The sequence below is a fragment of the Balneola sp. genome (genome assembly GCA_002694685.1).
Taxonomy (GTDB): domain Bacteria; phylum Bacteroidota; class Rhodothermia; order Balneolales; family Balneolaceae; genus Gracilimonas.
Map to the genome: position 1 here is coordinate 126,686 of NZMW01000010.1, position 16,606 is coordinate 143,291.

Genomic DNA, 16,606 nt, shown 5'->3' on the forward strand with positions numbered 1-16,606 from the left:
ATCCCCTAATCTTCTAACATTTTTTCCAGAAGAGCTTTTCTTTTTTCAACCAGTGCTTCAGGTTTTTCAATTTTCACTTTATTTCCAAACTGAAGAAGCCATTCATTGATATAGTCCAAATTATCAAATTCAAACTCTATCTTAATAATTTTAGAATTTCCGTCTTTTTTCTTAATTATTTTAGCCGGCAGATTCGCTTCTAACCGCCTCAACGCGCCCTCATTGACTTGTAGTATTATAGATTGAGAGCTCTCGTCAGAACGAAAAATTAACCCCTCTACGTCTAATTCTTTCTTTAGCTCGTATTTTTCTTCCAAAATTTGCACATCGTTTACTTCTTCGAGAATAAAATTCCGTATTTCTCCTCTCAAGTGGGATTTTCCAATGACATTCCAGTGATCCTGGTAAAACACTAAAATATACGGGTCAATTTTTCTTATCCCTTTTTCTCCTGACTTTGTTGTGTATTCAAATTGCATTCTTTTTTGCTGAGCTATAGCGCTGCTAATTAAATACCAACTTCCCCCTTTCTTTTTCTTGCCTCCAAATTTTAGAAATGGATCTACAATAGTGCGCCCCTCCAGGGAAGTCATAAAAGTTTTTAGTTCATCCGGAAGAACGTTCTTTATTTTGACCTCAACTCCTTTTGCGTCTTCTACTAGTCCCTGATCAACTTGAGACTTCACAAAATTCAGCCCTACCATTATGGTTGCAAGCTCTTTAGATGTAAACATTAACGGGGGAACCTTATAACCCTCAATTAAACCATACCCCGAATAGCGGTCCCAGGTTACCGGCACATTAATTTCTTGTAAAGCATTGAAATCTCGGAATATAGTTCGCCTGCTTACATCAAAACGCTCAGCCAGCTCGTCTACTGTTAATCGCTTCCCGGGCTGTTGAAGTAAAAGCATTAACTTGAGTCTTCTTTCTGAGCTATTCATCTTTTATTGTTTTGTGATTTCTACCATCGCCTTTCCTTCATAGAAAGAATGATTAAACCCCTTCTCCAAATCAACGACCTTAATACTTAGAGGCTCATTAATACCCTCGAGTTCTTCTTCAACTTCTTCTCCACCCTTCAAAAGAACAATCGAAGTCCACGGCTTTTCACCCAAAAGATCTATAAGATCGTTAACCTTAAAAGCGTGCTTTGACACTACCACCCCTCCTTTCGGGATGTCGACCTTTTTAATTGAAACCGTGCTAGAGCTAATGTTGCTCAACCCTATCCCTGTAGCCATATGCTTACAAGCCATAACTTTCTTGGAAACAATATCATTTAGCATTATATGCTTTGAAGGATAAGTAATTGCCAGAGGGATACCCGGTAGCCCCCCACCGGTACCCGAGTCTATAATCAACTTGCTTTCCTTGAACAACTTAGACTGGGTCACCACAAGTGAATGCTCTACATGATGTGTTATTGTTTCACGTGAAACATCCCGGCTTATAAGGTTCACTCTTTTGTTCCACCACATTAACCGGTCAATGTACTCGCTAAGGTTTTGCTTATTCGCCTGCCACAAAGCATGAACCCCCGCGACGTGCTCGGGTTTAAATTCCTCGCGAATAATTTCATGTTTCACGTGAAACACCTTTAGTTTTTGAGGTAAACCATCAGTACAGAGAGGTCGCTGGCCGATACGCCGCTAATCCTGCTGGCCTGTCCAATTGTTTCGGGCTTTATTTTCGATAGCTTCTGCGCACCCTCTGTTGATAAGCTCTTGATGTTAGAGTATTCGACTTGTTCTGGGATGTTCATATTCTCCTGTTTCTCCATCTCCCTCACCATCTCGAATTCTTTTTCTATATAGCCGGCATACTTAATTTGAATCTCAACTTGCTCAAGAACCTTTTCGTCCTGACTGATTTCATCTATTCGATTAGCTAGCTCTCCATCATATTCCATCATCTCTTGTAAAGAAATCTCGGGGCGCAATAGAATCTTAACCGCCTTCATCGGCTGACTCATTGTCGAACTATCTTTACTCTCTAAAAGCGGGTCGGTTTTCTCTGGTCGAACAGTATAATCCTTAATTAAATCATCAAGTTTATCAATGGCCTCTTGCTTAATGCGGACTTTTTCTAGCCGCTCATCTGAAGCAAGCCCTATCTTATGACCTATTTCTGTAAGTCTTAAATCGGCATTATCCTGGCGAAGCAGTATGCGATGTTCTGCTCGGGAGGTGAACATTCTATATGGTTCTTCTGTCCCTTTATTAATAAGATCGTCAATGAGAACCCCTATGTAAGCTTCGGATCTTTGTAAGATAAGAGGCTCTTTGCCCTGTGCGGAAAGGCCTGCGTTTATTCCAGCCATCAAACCCTGACAGGCTGCTTCTTCATAACCAGTGGTCCCGTTGATTTGACCGGCAAAGAAAAGCCCTGATACGATCTTTGTTTCCAAAGAGCGCTTAATTTGGTGCGGTGGAAAATAATCATACTCGATAGCATACCCGGGACGAATCATAATTACTTCTTCAAAACCAGGGATACTTCTTAGTGCTTTATACTGAACATCTTCTGGAAGAGAGGTTGAAAAACCATTTAAATACATCTCATAAGTATTCCATCCCTCAGGCTCGAGAAACAGCTGGTGCTGATCTTTGTCTGCGAATCTGTTAATCTTGTCCTCTATACTTGGGCAGTACCTTGGGCCTATAGATTTAATTCTTCCATTAAACATCGGACTTCTGTCGAAACCCGTTTTTAAGACTTCGTGTACTTCAGTATTTGTGTATCCAATCCAACAAGACATCTGCTCTTCCAAAGAAGGAAGTTTGTCGGTTAAAAAAGAAAATGCAGTTGGCTCATCATCTCCATATTGTTCTTCTAATTGAGAATAGTCCACCGTTCTCCCATCTACTCTTGGCGGGGTTCCTGTTTTAAGACGGCCAACTTCGAAACCCAACTCTTCAAGAGAAGCAGAGATACCAACAGAAGCTCTCTCTCCGGAGCGACCTCCGCCGTAATTAGATTCACCGATATGTATAAGCCCGTTGAGAAAAGTCCCGCTAGTCAGAATCACAGCTTTTGCATAAAACTTTTGCCCCGTTTGAGTAACAACTCCTTTCACTTTATTGCCATCTTCAGAGATAAGGTCAACAACGTTGTCTTGCCTGAAGAATAGGTTCTCTTTCTGCTCAAGCTTTTCCCTCATCTTTTGAGCATACAACATTCGGTCGCTTTGGCATCGTGGGCTCCACATCGCTGGACCTTTGCTTTTATTAAGCATCCTGAACTGGACTCCGGACTCATCACTTACAATACCGGAAAGCCCCCCTAAAGCATCAATTTCTCTAACTAGTTGTCCTTTAGCAACACCTCCCATGGCCGGGTTACAAGACATTTTGGCTATAGCTTCAAGATTCATTGTAATTAAAAGTGTTTTTGCTCCAACCTGAGCTGCAGCCCCCGCGGCTTCACTTCCTGCGTGGCCTCCACCAACTACAATAACATCATATTGAGGATCTAAAACGGACATTACTCTCTGTTTTTTAATGATTTAACTTACTTAAAAAATCAGTTACTTCTCTCTAAGATAAGAAATTGTTTTTTCTCTGCACTATTTGACAAAACTGAACACCTATAATTATAATGCAGCTAACCAATGTTTTCGTTAAAGACAACTATAGGTGAAGTTGCCCCAAACAAAAAAAGCTTCCATAAAATGGAAGCTTTAATTTGCGATCCGGAAGGGACTCGAACCCTCGACCTCCTGCGTGACAGGCAGGCGTTCTAACCAACTGAACTACCGGACCTTTTTGAGAGCATCAAATATACCAACCATATCGATTGGAAGTCAAGCTCTTTCTTAAAAAACTTCATTTCAAAAAAATGAGGATCACGAACTCAATCGTGACCCTCTTATCGGGATGGTAATGGAAAAAAACTTTTTCTTATTTCGCTAATTCTTTTTCCAGAGCGCTCAGCAGTTCTTCACTCTCTGGCTTAACTCCACTTCTAAACCTTCTTTGTAGAGAACCATTTTTATCAATTAAAAATTTCTCGAAATTCCATTTTATCTCTCCTTCAAAATCAGGATTTGATTGAGAAGTCAGGTACTTAAACAGCTCAGCCTGATCTTCCCCTTTAACTGATACTTTAGAGAACATTGGGAAGTCAACTCCATACTCAAGGGTACAGAACTGCTTAATCTCTTCATCGCTTCCTGGCTCCTGACCATTAAAGTTATTCGCTGGGAACCCAAGGATTATCAAGCCATCATCCTTATGAGCTTCATAAATATTTTGTAGGCCTTCATATTGAGGAGTATATCCACATTTAGAAGCCACGTTTACTACCAGGACAACTTTGCCTTTATACTCGCTCAGCGAAACTTCTTCGCCATCTATGTTTTGAACGTTGAAGTTATAAAAAGCTGTTTCAACGGTACCATTGCCTGAAGCCATTGCAAACATCATTAGAAGTGTTATAAAAATTTTCATTGAAATATTTTTTTCTTCGATCGTTAGTCTTTAAACTATTTCAATCAATAAAATCATTCCCAATGAATAAAGCTCTAATTAAATTTTCGCTGCTTACTGCTCTTTGTCTGATTCCTATCTGGGCAACTGCACAAATGTTTTCTGTTGGGAATGAAGCCGAGAGAAGAGCGAACCCTTTTGCCCCCTTCCTTCGTGTTGGTGTTCTTCCGATCGACTTTAGCTTCACCGGCGATCCTTCAGCGCTATCGAACGGATCATCCCTAGCCTTTAGCGGAACCACCGCACACCTTGCTTTCGAACAAGGGGGGTTTAATTTGGGAGTGAGTATGGGGGGCGACTTTAGCGGGCTCGATGACAGAAAGTATTTTGACCTAAGTCTTGAGTTTACAAATCCATTTTATTTCATAAGAAGACCGAACTTTGGAGCAGGCGTACCCATCCAACTAGGCACCAAGCTTACCAGTGTGAGGAGTGATGCTATTAGCGATGAATTTTCACAAACCAATCTCAGCGCAGGCGCGGGTGCAATTGTCCGTTTTATCACCCCTGAGAAGTTTGGGATAACAACGAAGTTTATTCCAAGTGTTGGGTTCAGTACAGCAAGTGGAGGTTTAATTGGAGGTAATGTATTTTCAATGAAAGGAAAAGCCCGTATAGATTTTTATAACCTCATTTTTAGTAAAAACATAAGTATTGGATACGATTACATTTTTGATTCTTATAATATTGACGGGCAAGAATACGATTATGATCTATCCGGTCATGCAATAACCTTAGGCATCTCTTTGTGAAACCTGAAAAATTCCTTCTCGAGCTTGAACAAATACTAGAACAAGCAGGCTATACCCTTCGCAAAGAGCGGGGTTCTTTTAGAGGTAACGAGTGTATTATAGAGGGACAAAAGCTCGTGATGGTGAATAAGAATAAACCTGTAGAGTCTCAGCTTGGAACAATGGGGCGAGTACTTGGCCAAATCGATCTAACAGGAGTTTACATTAAGCCGGCTGTGAGAAAAAAACTGGATGACCTTTGGGACCAACTTGCTGTAACTCCCGAAGAAACATCTGAGGACTTTGAGTTAGAATGAAAATAACTTTTTTAGGAACAGGCACATCAATGGGCGTTCCGGTAGCGGGGGGATTCAGGCGCGAGAAACTAGCCCACGACCCTAGAAACGAGCGGACTCGGTGCTCAGTTTGGATTCAGGTAAACGGGAAGTCTATTTTAATTGATGCCGGACCTGAGTTTAGAATTCAAAGCATTCGGGCAAGAATTAAAAAAGTTGATCACTTTCTTATCACTCACGAACACATGGACCATATATCAGGGATCGATGATCTTCGTGTTTATTCCTACATAAACGATGCCCCCATTCCTTCTTATTCCTCAGCACAGTGCATACGATCTATAGAAAAGCGTTTTGATTATATGTTTGGTGATGATAAGTATCCCGGATCAACTTCACTTGATTTAAAAGAAGTTTCTGCCCCCTTTGTATTAGATGGTGTGGACATTACACCCCTACCCGTAAAGCATGGCTCTCTTGATATTCTTGGATTCAGGGTAAACGACTTTTCTTACCTGACAGACGTAAAGCATATCCCTGAAGAAACCCTTCAGAAAATAAAAGGATCTAAAGTAATCGCCCTAAGCGCGTTGCGGTGGGAGCCCCAACACCCAACTCATCTTACCATTCCTGAAGCTGTAGAAGTCCTTGAGGAGTTAGACATACCTGAAGCTTACCTTATTCACATGAACAGTTATGTTGATCATGAACCAACCAATAAGCGGTTACCTGAACACATCAATCTGGCATATGACCAACTCTCTATAGAGATTCCAGATTAAAGAAACTTTTTAAACTCTTCTTTTTCTTTAAGCTGATTTACGATGTCTTTTACATTTTGTGCTTTATCAAGTTTACAAACAAGAATTGCGTCGTCAGTCTCAACAACGGCAACACCATCAACACCTACTACTGAAACCATCTTTCCAGACTCAGTATAGATGTAATTCTTCTTTGCCTCGCTGAAAGTAGCCGTCTCTGCGTTAACTACATTTTGATTAGCATCTTTATCACCAAGATCATAAGCAGCCGTCCAGCTCCCAACATCATTCCAGCCAAATTCTCCCGGCACTACATATACATTTGTTGCGTGCTCCATAATCCCATAATCAATTGATACGGATTCACAGGCATGGTAAAACTCATTAATTGCCTCATCATGACCTTGGTTAAATAAGCTGTCTTTTGTGGCGCTAACATGTCCAAACATATCAGGTAAATGTTTTTCAAACTCTGCTAATACCGTTTTTGCAGACCAGATAAACATTCCGCTGTTCCAGAAGTAATCACCGGAGGCTAAAAATGCTTTTGCAGTTTCAAGATCCGGCTTTTCTTTAAACGCTTTTACAGGGTGAATTTCTTTTTTATTGAGTTCTTCTGATACGGTATTATCCCCATGAATATATCCATATCCTGTTTCCGGCCTGTCAGGGTTAATCCCTATGGTAAGCAGATTCTCACCTTGTTTCGCTTTTTCAACAGCCGCTTTTAAATATTTTTTGAAGGCTTCTGGTTCAGTAATATGATGATCGGCAGGAAGCACAACCATAACCGCTTCGGGATCTTTTTTATATAACATCTGTGCTGCAATTGCTACACACGGAGCCGTGTTTTTAGCGACCGGCTCTCCGACAATATTATGTTCCGGCACCTCTGGAAGCTGCTCTTTCACAATATCCACATAGCTATTGTTAGTAACTACCAATATCCTTTCCTGTGGTATCATTGATTCAATTCGCCGGGCGGTATTTTGAATCATCGTTTCTTCACCGACGAGTCTTAAAAATTGTTTAGGAAGCTTCTTTGTGCTTTTCGGCCAAAAACGAGTTCCTGATCCACCCGCCATAATTACTGCGTACACCATCTAAAATATCTTTTTTGTTTGTTGTTAGAGGATGGAAAAGGTACAACTAAAAAGATTAAACTCGAACCGGATCTGACCGGCGTAAGCTAATGGTGAATGTAGAGCCTACATTGGGTTCACTCTCTATGCTAAACTTTTCTCCATGAGCTTCCATAATGTGTTTTACTATAGCAAGACCAAGTCCGGTTCCGCCACGCTCTCTTGACCGAGACTTATCTACACGGAAGAACCGCTCTGTTACACGAGGAATATCCTTTTCATCGATTCCCATGCCTGTATCTTTAACAGAGACAAAAACTCGTTCCGGCTGTTTTGGCTTAGTAAATACGTTCACCTCAACTTTGCCATTCGGCATATTATACTTTATTCCATTTTCTATCAGGTTAATTAAAACCTGTTTAACCTGATTCTTGTCTGCTTTAACCCTGATGTTTTTATCAAAATCATGAATCGTTAGTTCGATATTTTCTTTTTCGGCTTTGTAATTCAGGCTTTCAATAATATCATGAAGCACTTCATATAAATAAACATCTTCGATTTCAGACTTCAGCTCACCGGTTTCAAGTTTCGAAATCTCCATCAAATCTTTAGTCAAATAGATAAGCCTATTAACATTTCTCATGGCCTTTTTAAGGAAGTCCCTGTTAACCTCCTCATCTTCCAATGCCCCGTTCAGTAATGTTTCTATGAAACCCTGGATAGCAAAAATTGGAGTTTTCAGTTCATGAGAAATATCTCCAATAAACTCTTTCCTATAATTCTCTATTCGATTTAATCGCTGTATTTCTCTCTCTATTGTACGGCTTGATTTTACCCCCTGTTTTATCAAATAGTCCACCTCATCGTGATAAGGGGTAGTCACATTTTCATATTCCACAAACCTTTTGCGCGCCATATTTTTGAATAGCTGGTTTATAGTATCAATGCGCTTATTGGTGATGTAATATGTAATCGCATAGGTCACAACAAGAACGATGCCTGCAAATAATACCGAAATTGTTCCAGCCTCTTTAGCAACAAACCCAAAACCGAGAAGCAACAGGAGAAATAAAATGACCGAGGTGCATATAGAAACATATATAGCTACCCGAAAGCCAAACCTAAAAACACCTCGTTGTTTTTTCTTTTTAGATTTACTCATTCTTTAAATCTGTAGCCCACTCCTTTTACAGTTTCAATGTAATGGTCTCCCAGTTTTTCCCGGATCTTTCTCACATGTACATCTACAGTGCGATCTACCACATAAACATTATCACCCCAAACCTTGTTCAATAGCGTTTGGCGATCTCTTACTTTACCTCTTCGGCTGGCTAAATAGAACAACAGCTCAAATTCCTTTCTCGGCAACTGAAACTCTTCTTCTCCTTTTGTGACGATGTAGCGGTCTTTATCGATAGAGAGGTCATGAACATCAAGCCGGTTCACCTCTTCTTCCGTTTCATCAAACCTTCGCATAACGGCTTTAATTCTGGAAATAAGCTTTGTCGTACTAATGGGCTTGGTGATATAATCGTCTCCACCTTTATCTAAACCCTCGACCTCTGTTTTTTCGTCACTTCGTGCGGTAAGAAATATTATGGGGGTAGATTTAAGCTCATCATCGGCCCGCATGGTTTCAACTGCTTCCATGCCATCCATCTTTGGCATCATAATGTCCATCAGTACTAAATCCGGTTTATGCTCCTTGGCAATTTCTATCCCCTCCTCGCCATTCTCGGCTTTCAAAACGGCAAAGCCTTCTTTTTTGAGATTGTATTCAATCAGATCGAGCAGATCTTTTTCATCATCTACTACAAGTATGGTATTTTTAGCCACGGTTGATGGGTTTTGTGAAGGATTTCAGATAAACAATGGTACTAATGTCCCATATTAATAGAAAATGAATAGGCATTAAGAAATTGTTATGCAAATCCTTGTTTAAAATAAGCAGAATAGTCTTTTTACTTTTTTGGAAAAAGCTACCCTAACAAATAACCAACACTTGCCGGTTGGCGTAACAGCCACCCCGTTAAACTGTAACGCTGAATATTGGTGGTTAATACTTCATGCTCTATGGTATCGCTTTTAATTAAAAGCAGTCTTTTTCCAAGGGGTTCTATTATGATCTCTTGCTCATCTTTATAGATCACAAGCTCTCCTCCATCACCCTTTTGCCAATTTTTATTCAGATAAATCAATACCGTGATTTGGCGATTTGTGCGCTCATTAAACTGATCTAAATGCCGGTGATAATGGGTTCCAACAGGGTATTTAGCGATGTGAAACTCTGATCCGGAAAGGCTTAGGTAGCAAAATCGTTTGAGGTTATAAATGAGCTCATTTTTAAGTTCGAAAAAGGGGGATAGTTCTGTATCTCGTTCTTCTTCAAGCCAATAAATGAAATCTCCCCTAACCTCAGCTTTAAGCTGAAAGTCTTGTTGTGCTCCAATTCCTGCTTTCTTAAGCTTGTCACTATTCTCAACATCGGAAAAGAATTTCATAATGTGGTTGTATAGTTCATCAGAAATAAAGTCGTCTACAACTACATAATCATTTTCGGCTAACTGGTCCATCCAGTTAATCCAGGTTTCTTCGGTGTAATTCATAGCTTTTGGAAATGAGAGTGGCTTTGTTTCCGTTAAAGAATAGAAATCAATGATACGGGCTTTTTAAATAGAAAAGAATAATCGGTGTTTGTTGGTTGAAATTATATTTTATGTTCCTCGTAATAACTTCTCTTTCTTTTCACATAGCTATGCCTAATATTACCTTATGAAATTTTTCACCTCGCAGATCAGCTATTTTGTTTCTAACCGGAACACCAAAACCAATATAAAGCGACTTATCAGGTTTTTGCTCATTCTGATACTTATGATTGCTGCTTATGGTGTTATTTTTCATGAAATCATGGAAATGGAGGGCCAGAAACATTCCTGGATGACCGGCTTCTACTGGACGCTTACCACCATGACGACTCTGGGTTTTGGTGATATCACTTTTACTTCTGATTTAGGGAGAGCATTTTCCATACTTGTTTTAGTCTCTGGTGTGATTTCGCTGCTGATTATGCTTCCTTTTACTTTTATTGAATTTTTCTACGCTCCATGGATGGAGGCTCAGCACCGCGCCCGAGCTCCTCGGGAACTCCCAAAAGGAACAAAAGACCATATTATTATTACCAGCTTTGACGCCATCACCAAGGCACTTATTGAAAAGCTAGATCAGTATGACCATGAATATGTGCTTTTAGTTGGTGAGCTTCAGGAGGCCCTGGACTTATACGACCAGGGTTATCGTGTTATGCTCGGTGAAGCTGATGACCCCGAAACTTACCGAAAAATGTGTGTGCAAAATGCATCCCTTGTGGTTGCTGGTGGCACGGATATGTTTAATACCAATGTTGCTCACACCATCAGAGAGCTCAGTGATGATGTCCAGATCATCTCTATAGCAAATTCATTTGATTCCATAGACATCCTGAAATTAGCAGGAAGCAACCATGTGCTCCATATGGGTGAAATTCTTGGAAGAGCTTTATCTAGAAGAACCTTAGGCCAAGATGCCCGGGTACATACCGTGGGACGTTTTGGGGAATTAGTGATCGCTGAAGCCACCACTTTTATGACTCCGCTGGTTGGTAAAACGCTGAAAGAAAGTCGACTTCGTGAAGATTTAGGAATCAACGTGGTTGGGGTTTGGGAGCGCGGAACTTTTGAAGGCTCTCACCCTGATCTTGAAATCAAAGAACATAGCGTATTGGTTTTAGCAGGAACCATTGATCAGCTTCGTCTTTATAATGAGCTTTTTGGAATTTATAGCGTAAGTGACGAACCGGTCGTCATAATTGGCGCAGGACGGGTAGGAAGAGCCGCTGCTCGAAACCTCGAACAAAGAAACATCAAATATAAAATCGTTGATAAAAACCCGGATCGAATTCTTGATCCCGAAACCTATATTCACGGTGATGCTGCTGATCTAAAAACGCTTAAAAAAGCGGGTATCGAACAAGCTCCCAGTGTAATTATCACCACTCACCTAGATGATGTTAATATTTATCTAACCATCTATTGCAGAAGCCTTCGTCCAAATATTCACATCATTTCCAGATCTACACTAGAGAGAAATGTGAATACTCTTCACCGTGCCGGAGCTGATTTTGTAATGTCTTATGCTTCTATGGGCGCCAATGCCATCTTCAATATTTATGAAGAAAATGACATCGTAATGATAGCGGAAGGACTTAATGTATTCAGTCTTAAAACGCCTTCTAAAATTCAGGGCAAATCTTTGATAGAATGTGACATCAGAAACAAAACTGGATGCAACGTCATTGCTTATCAAAAAGATGGGATGCAGGTTATAAATCCTAATCCAAATGACCCCATCCCAAGCGACAGTGAAATTATACTGATCGGTGAATCAAAGGATGAGGATAAATTCATCAACTTTTATAAAAAAGCCGGGGACTAATCCTCGTTATCTTCAGCGGATAACTTTCGGGCCAAAACTATAGCTTCTAAAATAATCCATATTGTGAAGCCCAGAATAATTGCCCCAAAAATAAAGAGGAGCATATTCCCTTCTGTTTCGCCATAGCCCGACCAATCAAAGAGCACTTGTTTGGTCATAGCCCAAAGAGTCATAATCAAAAGAAAGATCATGGGGACAACTGTATAAATTATACTTCTTCCTTTCTTCTTCAGCCAGATGGTAACCAGTAGTAAACTTATTCCCGCCAGCAACTGATTTGAAGTACCAAACAATGGCCATAGCAAATAACCACCAGAGCCCAATCCGCGAGGTCCTTCAGGAAGTAAAACCAAGGCGGCACTTGCTCCCACCGCAATCACTGTTGAGGTATGGAGTTTAGTTAAAGGCTTAATTTTATATTCTTCCCCCAGCTCGTTAATAATGTATCGCATAAGCCGTACCGATGTGTCCAGAGTCGTTGCTGCAAAGCTAATTACGATCACAGCAATAATGGTTTTGGCTACTTCCAGAGGAATCAACAACGCCGTTGTAAGCTGAGCAGCTCCTTCTACAAAAATATTTAGTCCCACAGCTCCGGCTTCAGAAAAGGAATGATAGACATCCATAAATTCCCCCGTGCTATTGAAATAAGTAACAATTGCCACGATGGTTATTAAAGCGAGCGAGCCTTCTCCGATAGCTCCCAAATATCCAACAAACCGAGCGTCCGTTTCTTTATCTAACTGCTTAGCAGTTGTTCCTGAAGAAACCAATCCATGAAAACCTGAAATAGCTCCACAGGCAATGGTTATAAACAGTAAGGGAAACCAGCTTACATCTGATGTTTCAGGATTGGTTGCCGGGGCAGTTATTTCGGGACTGCTTATAAAAAGTCCCAGATATAAAATTCCCAAACCTAAAACCAACTGGTAGGCATTTATTAAGTCTCTGGGCTGCAGTAAAAGCCAAACCGGAAGCGTCGATGCGAAATAGACATAGATCATCAAAACCAAAATCCAGATGAAGAATGCCATTTCAATTCCGCTTAATCCAAACAGAACTATACTTTCAGCCCCTCCAAAATATTGAACAAGATCGATCTGAAGAATTGGAACATAACTGGCAATAATGGCTGTGAAATACATCACAAAAAGGACCAGTAGTGTTGGAATAATCATTCCTCCGGTTTTCTTAAAAGATCTATACCCAATCCAAATGGCTAGTGGAATTTGAATAAAGATAGAAAGAACTGTCGCCGGGAAGGTTATAAAGAGGTTAGAAATCACCCACGCAAAAACAGCATTTACCATCAGCACTAAAATCAGGATAATGAAGAGAAAAAGCAGTTTTGCACGAGACCCTATCAGTTTATCAGCCAGTGTGCCAACCGATTGTCCTTTATTTCTTACGGATAGAACCATGGTTCCAAAATCATGGACCCCGGCTGCAAAAATCGTCCCTAAGACGACCCAAAGCATCGCAGGAACCCAACCCCAGTAAACAGCTATGGCGGGCCCGACAATGGGTGCTGCACCTGCAATAGAGGTAAAGTGATGCCCTAACAGTACCCATTTGTTCGTTGGCACAAAGTCCACCTCATCATTGTACTTATGAGCCGGAGTCATAAAATCAGGATTTAGCTTGTAAATCTTTTCAGCAAGGAATTTTGAATAGTATCTATACCCAATAAAGAAGAGTATTAATGATGCGGCGGCCACCCAACTTGCTTGCATAAATTATCCTGATTTGTTTTGAGTTTACTCCAACAGATTGCGCTTTAATTACTATTTTTCGATTTGTGATGCAAATAGTCTAAAACTCATGTATGATCGAACTTTTCTTATAAAATTAGTACAAGCCCGGATGCCTTTTGGACAGTATAAGGATCGGTATATCACTCAGCTTCCCGTTCATTATCTGGAATGGTTTTCACGCCAGGGATGGCCCAGTGGAAAGCTTGGACAGTATTTGGCAACGATGTTTGAAATTAAGACCAACGGACTGGATGACGTTCTAAAACCTATTATCCGTCAGCACCGATAAAATTTTTAATTTCTAGTGTAACATATTTTTTACATCGCGTAAAGAACATTTGACACTCAACTAAATTACTTATTATGTCAAAGCAAGAAATTTTATCCTGGACTTCCATCAGTTTCTCATTTTCCTTAGTCTTTTTTTATGTGATGTTTGTTTTCGGATGGCCTGAAGTCCTTCCTGATTATTCAGCCCGCTTCACCAAAATATTCTTTAATGTTTTTTGGATCGCCATAATCGTTGAGCTGATTATCGATTTCACTGAAAGTAAAAACCGGGTTAATAAAGATGAGCGTGACGAAAAAATTGAAGCTGTTGGTCACCGCTACGCATATCGTTTTTTAACTTTTATGATCGTTGCCATTCTATTTCAGATACTTCTCTCCAATTTACTCGGTAAAAGCGGAAGTGAATATCTTTTATTTGGACAACCTAAAATGATTTTCCATGCCCTTTTCCTTGTCTTATTTAGCGCAAGTATTATTAAACGCTTAACTATGATTTATCATTACCGAAAGAGCTATTGATATGGAAGACGGACAAATCACAAATAACATTCGAAAGCTCCGGTTTTTGGCCGGTGAAATGACTCAGGCAGAATTGGCCGATAAAGTAGGCGTAACCCGACAAACCATTAATGCCATTGAAGCTGCTAAATATGCTCCTTCCTTAGAGCTCGCATTTAAAATTGCAGCCGTTTTTGAAAAGCCACTGGAAGAAGTGTTTAGGTATAAACCTTAGAGTTGGATACTTCTTCTTTTCATTATCATTTTTTTAAATCATTTACCCCGAAAAGGCTCTCCTTTCCAAAAAAAATCAATTGTGGATTACTTTTAGAAAATTCATTTCTTCAGAATCCCTTCACTTCTTTTAAAGATATCTAAAGGGTTAATCGTCTATTAACTTTTGCCTTAGCAAAAGGCTGACTTTTGTATTCATTTTTAAGCTTTAGTAATCCTCTCCTTCCTAAAGAAATTTCATCAAGAGCCGATAATGTAACTCATACGTTGGGCAAAGTGCTCAAAAAACCGATTCTGCTATTGATGTTGATAACTCAGTAACAGCTTAAAAGAAACAAATTTACCGTCATGCTTAAAATTAAACTTTTTATTACGACCGTTTTCCTAGTTCTCGTTATGGGATTGGAAAACACCTATTCTCAGACATTCTGGGAGCCTACGACTAATATCACTGGTTATATTTCTACCGAGTTTAACTATTTCGATGATATTGATGATTTTGGTATTAATTATGGTGCCTCTATTGCTGAATCAGGAATATTGGTTACCTACCGACCTACTTCAGATTTTACCATTAAAAGTGTATTCGTTTACCGACCCGGATATGATTTTGATCTTATGCTGAATGAAGTATTTGGAGAGCTTAAAATATCAGATGCTCTGAAGTTTAAAACAGGACGTTTCCTTACTCCATTAAGTCCAATGAATACCTATTACTACGCACCTGTTAACACTAGTGCTACTCTACCAATTATTATTACTAACAACGAAAACTTCCCTTTAAATATAGATGGTGTTTCTGTTAACGGTACTATTGGTAATACTTTTAAAGTAAAATATGATGTTTTTGCTGGTGGTTATACCAACTCAACATGGAAACCCTCCGGAGCAATTGGTTTCTTCGGTCAGGAAGTGCCTTACTATAAAACCCAAATTAACTCCCAATTTACTATTGGTGACTCATATAACGGTTCTTACAATGTAGGAGTTGGAGGAAAAATAAGCGTTGCTTTTGAAGACTATGTAGAAGTTGGTGCTGGTTTCTTTAATCCTAAAAAAGAAACAATGCCTATTGCGATAAGCCTTCCTGAAAATGCTTTAGGTGCAGGATCTCCTGCGATGAACCTAACATCACCAACTGGCATTAAACGACCAACATGGGGTTATAATGCACAACTAAGCTATGGAAATACCAAAATTAACGCTGAATACTGGACCGGAGATATTCAGTTAGATAATATTGCATATGATTTTACGGGATCAGGAAATCCAACCGTACTTTCGCCGGAATCCGAAGTTGAATTGGAAGGAAGGTTCATTCAGGCAAGCCACCGTATCGATAAAATTACACCATACGTCCGATATGAGTTTCAACATACTTCTGATGCTAAATATAAAAGATACTCAGCAGGGGTAAATTACAAACCCAGCTTTACACAAACGGTTAAACTTGAGTACGTGCGATATGACCATGACAGTGGTAATATCAATGGCTTAGTTGCTGCCCTTATCTACTCATTCTAATTACTCGAACCATGAAAAATCTATTATTTCTCATAATATTTACAGTTGCTGCGGCAACACAAGTTAATGCTCAGACATACAAGGTTATCGTAAATAGCGCTAACTCTACTGAGAGCATTTCAAAAAAAGATCTGTCTGATATCTTCCTTAAAAAGCAAACAAGCTGGAAAGATGGTACTTCTGCTACACCCGTTGATTTAGGAACCCGCTCTACAACCCGTGCGGCATTTACTCTAGATGTACACGGCCAAAGTATTGGAGCTATCCGAAGTTACTGGCAGGAAGCTTCTTTCTCTGGATCTGCAACTCCTCCGTTGGAAAGAAAAAGTGATGCTGATGTGGTTGCTTTCGTTTCTGCCTATCCGGGAGCGGTTGGGTATGTTTCAGATGCTACTGATGTAAGCGGAGTTAAAGTTCTGACTGTTAAATAAGAACGTAATCAATGTTCTAAATCAGTCCAGTAATTACTGATTAA

General features: G+C 39.9%; 18 protein-coding genes and 1 tRNA gene. 9 read left to right on the forward strand and 10 right to left on the reverse strand.

What is annotated here, in order from left to right; translation table 11 throughout:
• Nucleotides 1-5: 5 nt before the first annotated feature.
• The 5 genes from CL667_10130 to CL667_10150 form a co-directional block, all read right to left on the reverse strand.
• Nucleotides 6-944 carry a transcriptional regulator gene (locus CL667_10130; protein ID MAL18059.1) on the reverse strand — a complete coding sequence of 313 codons (939 nt, stop codon included), beginning with the start codon at nt 942-944 and terminating at the stop codon, nt 6-8.
• A 3-nt stretch (nt 945-947) separates the two neighbouring features.
• On the reverse strand, nt 948-1,598 hold the full coding sequence (locus CL667_10135) for a hypothetical protein (protein MAL18060.1): 651 nt from the start codon (nt 1,596-1,598) through the stop codon (nt 948-950).
• A gap of 2 nt (nt 1,599-1,600) precedes the next feature.
• Nucleotides 1,601-3,487, reverse strand: coding sequence for a tRNA uridine-5-carboxymethylaminomethyl(34) synthesis enzyme MnmG (locus CL667_10140; GenBank protein ID MAL18061.1), 1,887 nt, complete (start codon nt 3,485-3,487; stop codon nt 1,601-1,603).
• A gap of 200 nt (nt 3,488-3,687) precedes the next feature.
• Nucleotides 3,688-3,764: transfer RNA gene (locus CL667_10145), tRNA-Asp, on the reverse strand.
• A gap of 138 nt (nt 3,765-3,902) precedes the next feature.
• Entirely contained in the window at nt 3,903-4,451 is a 549-nt protein-coding gene (locus CL667_10150; GenBank protein MAL18062.1) for a glutathione peroxidase, read from the reverse strand.
• A gap of 62 nt (nt 4,452-4,513) precedes the next feature.
• On the opposite strand from CL667_10150, the gene CL667_10155 reads away from it, so the two are divergent.
• The 3 genes from CL667_10155 to CL667_10165 are packed head-to-tail and all read left to right on the forward strand — an operon-like array spanning nt 4,514 to nt 6,299.
• Entirely contained in the window at nt 4,514-5,242 is a 729-nt protein-coding gene (locus tag CL667_10155) for a hypothetical protein (protein MAL18063.1), read from the forward strand.
• Nucleotides 5,239-5,538: a hypothetical protein gene (locus CL667_10160; protein MAL18064.1), complete on the forward strand. Its 300-nt coding sequence runs from the start codon at nt 5,239-5,241 to the stop codon at nt 5,536-5,538. The genes CL667_10155 and CL667_10160 overlap by 4 nt, the downstream gene beginning before the upstream one ends.
• The gene (locus CL667_10165; protein ID MAL18065.1) at nt 5,535-6,299 is read left to right on the forward strand and encodes an MBL fold metallo-hydrolase; all 765 of its coding nucleotides are present in this window, start codon (nt 5,535-5,537) and stop codon (nt 6,297-6,299) included. The genes CL667_10160 and CL667_10165 overlap by 4 nt, the downstream gene beginning before the upstream one ends.
• Here the strand turns inward: CL667_10165 and CL667_10170 are convergent.
• From CL667_10170 to CL667_10185, 4 genes are all read right to left on the reverse strand, one after another.
• Nucleotides 6,296-7,381: a mannose-1-phosphate guanylyltransferase gene (locus CL667_10170; GenBank protein MAL18066.1), complete on the reverse strand. Its 1,086-nt coding sequence runs from the start codon at nt 7,379-7,381 to the stop codon at nt 6,296-6,298. The genes CL667_10165 and CL667_10170 overlap by 4 nt on opposite strands.
• A gap of 55 nt (nt 7,382-7,436) precedes the next feature.
• Nucleotides 7,437-8,522 (reverse strand): hypothetical protein, encoded by a 1,086-nt coding sequence (locus CL667_10175; GenBank protein ID MAL18067.1) that lies wholly within the window; start codon nt 8,520-8,522, stop codon nt 7,437-7,439.
• Entirely contained in the window at nt 8,519-9,196 is a 678-nt protein-coding gene (locus tag CL667_10180; GenBank protein MAL18068.1) for a DNA-binding response regulator, read from the reverse strand. Before CL667_10180 ends, CL667_10175 begins: the two co-directional genes overlap by 4 nt.
• A 143-nt stretch (nt 9,197-9,339) precedes the next feature.
• Nucleotides 9,340-9,933: a 2OG-Fe(II) oxygenase gene (locus CL667_10185; GenBank protein ID MAL18069.1), complete on the reverse strand. Its 594-nt coding sequence runs from the start codon at nt 9,931-9,933 to the stop codon at nt 9,340-9,342.
• A 199-nt stretch (nt 9,934-10,132) separates the two neighbouring features.
• On the opposite strand from CL667_10185, the gene CL667_10190 reads away from it, so the two are divergent.
• The gene (locus tag CL667_10190) at nt 10,133-11,830 is read left to right on the forward strand and encodes a potassium transporter TrkA (GenBank protein ID MAL18070.1); all 1,698 of its coding nucleotides are present in this window, start codon (nt 10,133-10,135) and stop codon (nt 11,828-11,830) included.
• Here the strand turns inward: CL667_10190 and CL667_10195 are convergent.
• A complete protein-coding gene (locus CL667_10195) occupies nt 11,827-13,563 on the reverse strand; it encodes a carbon starvation protein A (GenBank protein ID MAL18071.1) in 1,737 nt (578 codons plus the stop codon). The genes CL667_10190 and CL667_10195 overlap by 4 nt on opposite strands.
• Before the next feature lie 88 nt (nt 13,564-13,651).
• Here CL667_10195 and CL667_10200 point away from each other — a divergent pair, with 88 nt between their 5' ends.
• From CL667_10200 to CL667_10220, 5 genes are all read left to right on the forward strand, one after another.
• Nucleotides 13,652-13,873 carry a hypothetical protein gene (locus CL667_10200; protein ID MAL18072.1) on the forward strand — a complete coding sequence of 74 codons (222 nt, stop codon included), beginning with the start codon at nt 13,652-13,654 and terminating at the stop codon, nt 13,871-13,873.
• Between the two features lie 74 nt (nt 13,874-13,947).
• Nucleotides 13,948-14,394: a hypothetical protein gene (locus CL667_10205; GenBank protein MAL18073.1), complete on the forward strand. Its 447-nt coding sequence runs from the start codon at nt 13,948-13,950 to the stop codon at nt 14,392-14,394.
• Between the two features lies 1 nt (nt 14,395).
• Nucleotides 14,396-14,608 (forward strand): transcriptional regulator, encoded by a 213-nt coding sequence (locus tag CL667_10210; protein ID MAL18074.1) that lies wholly within the window; start codon nt 14,396-14,398, stop codon nt 14,606-14,608.
• Between the two features lie 347 nt (nt 14,609-14,955).
• Nucleotides 14,956-16,131, forward strand: coding sequence for a hypothetical protein (locus CL667_10215; GenBank protein MAL18075.1), 1,176 nt, complete (start codon nt 14,956-14,958; stop codon nt 16,129-16,131).
• Between the two features lie 11 nt (nt 16,132-16,142).
• Entirely contained in the window at nt 16,143-16,562 is a 420-nt protein-coding gene (locus CL667_10220) for a hypothetical protein (GenBank protein MAL18076.1), read from the forward strand.
• Nucleotides 16,563-16,606 lie beyond the last annotated feature (44 nt).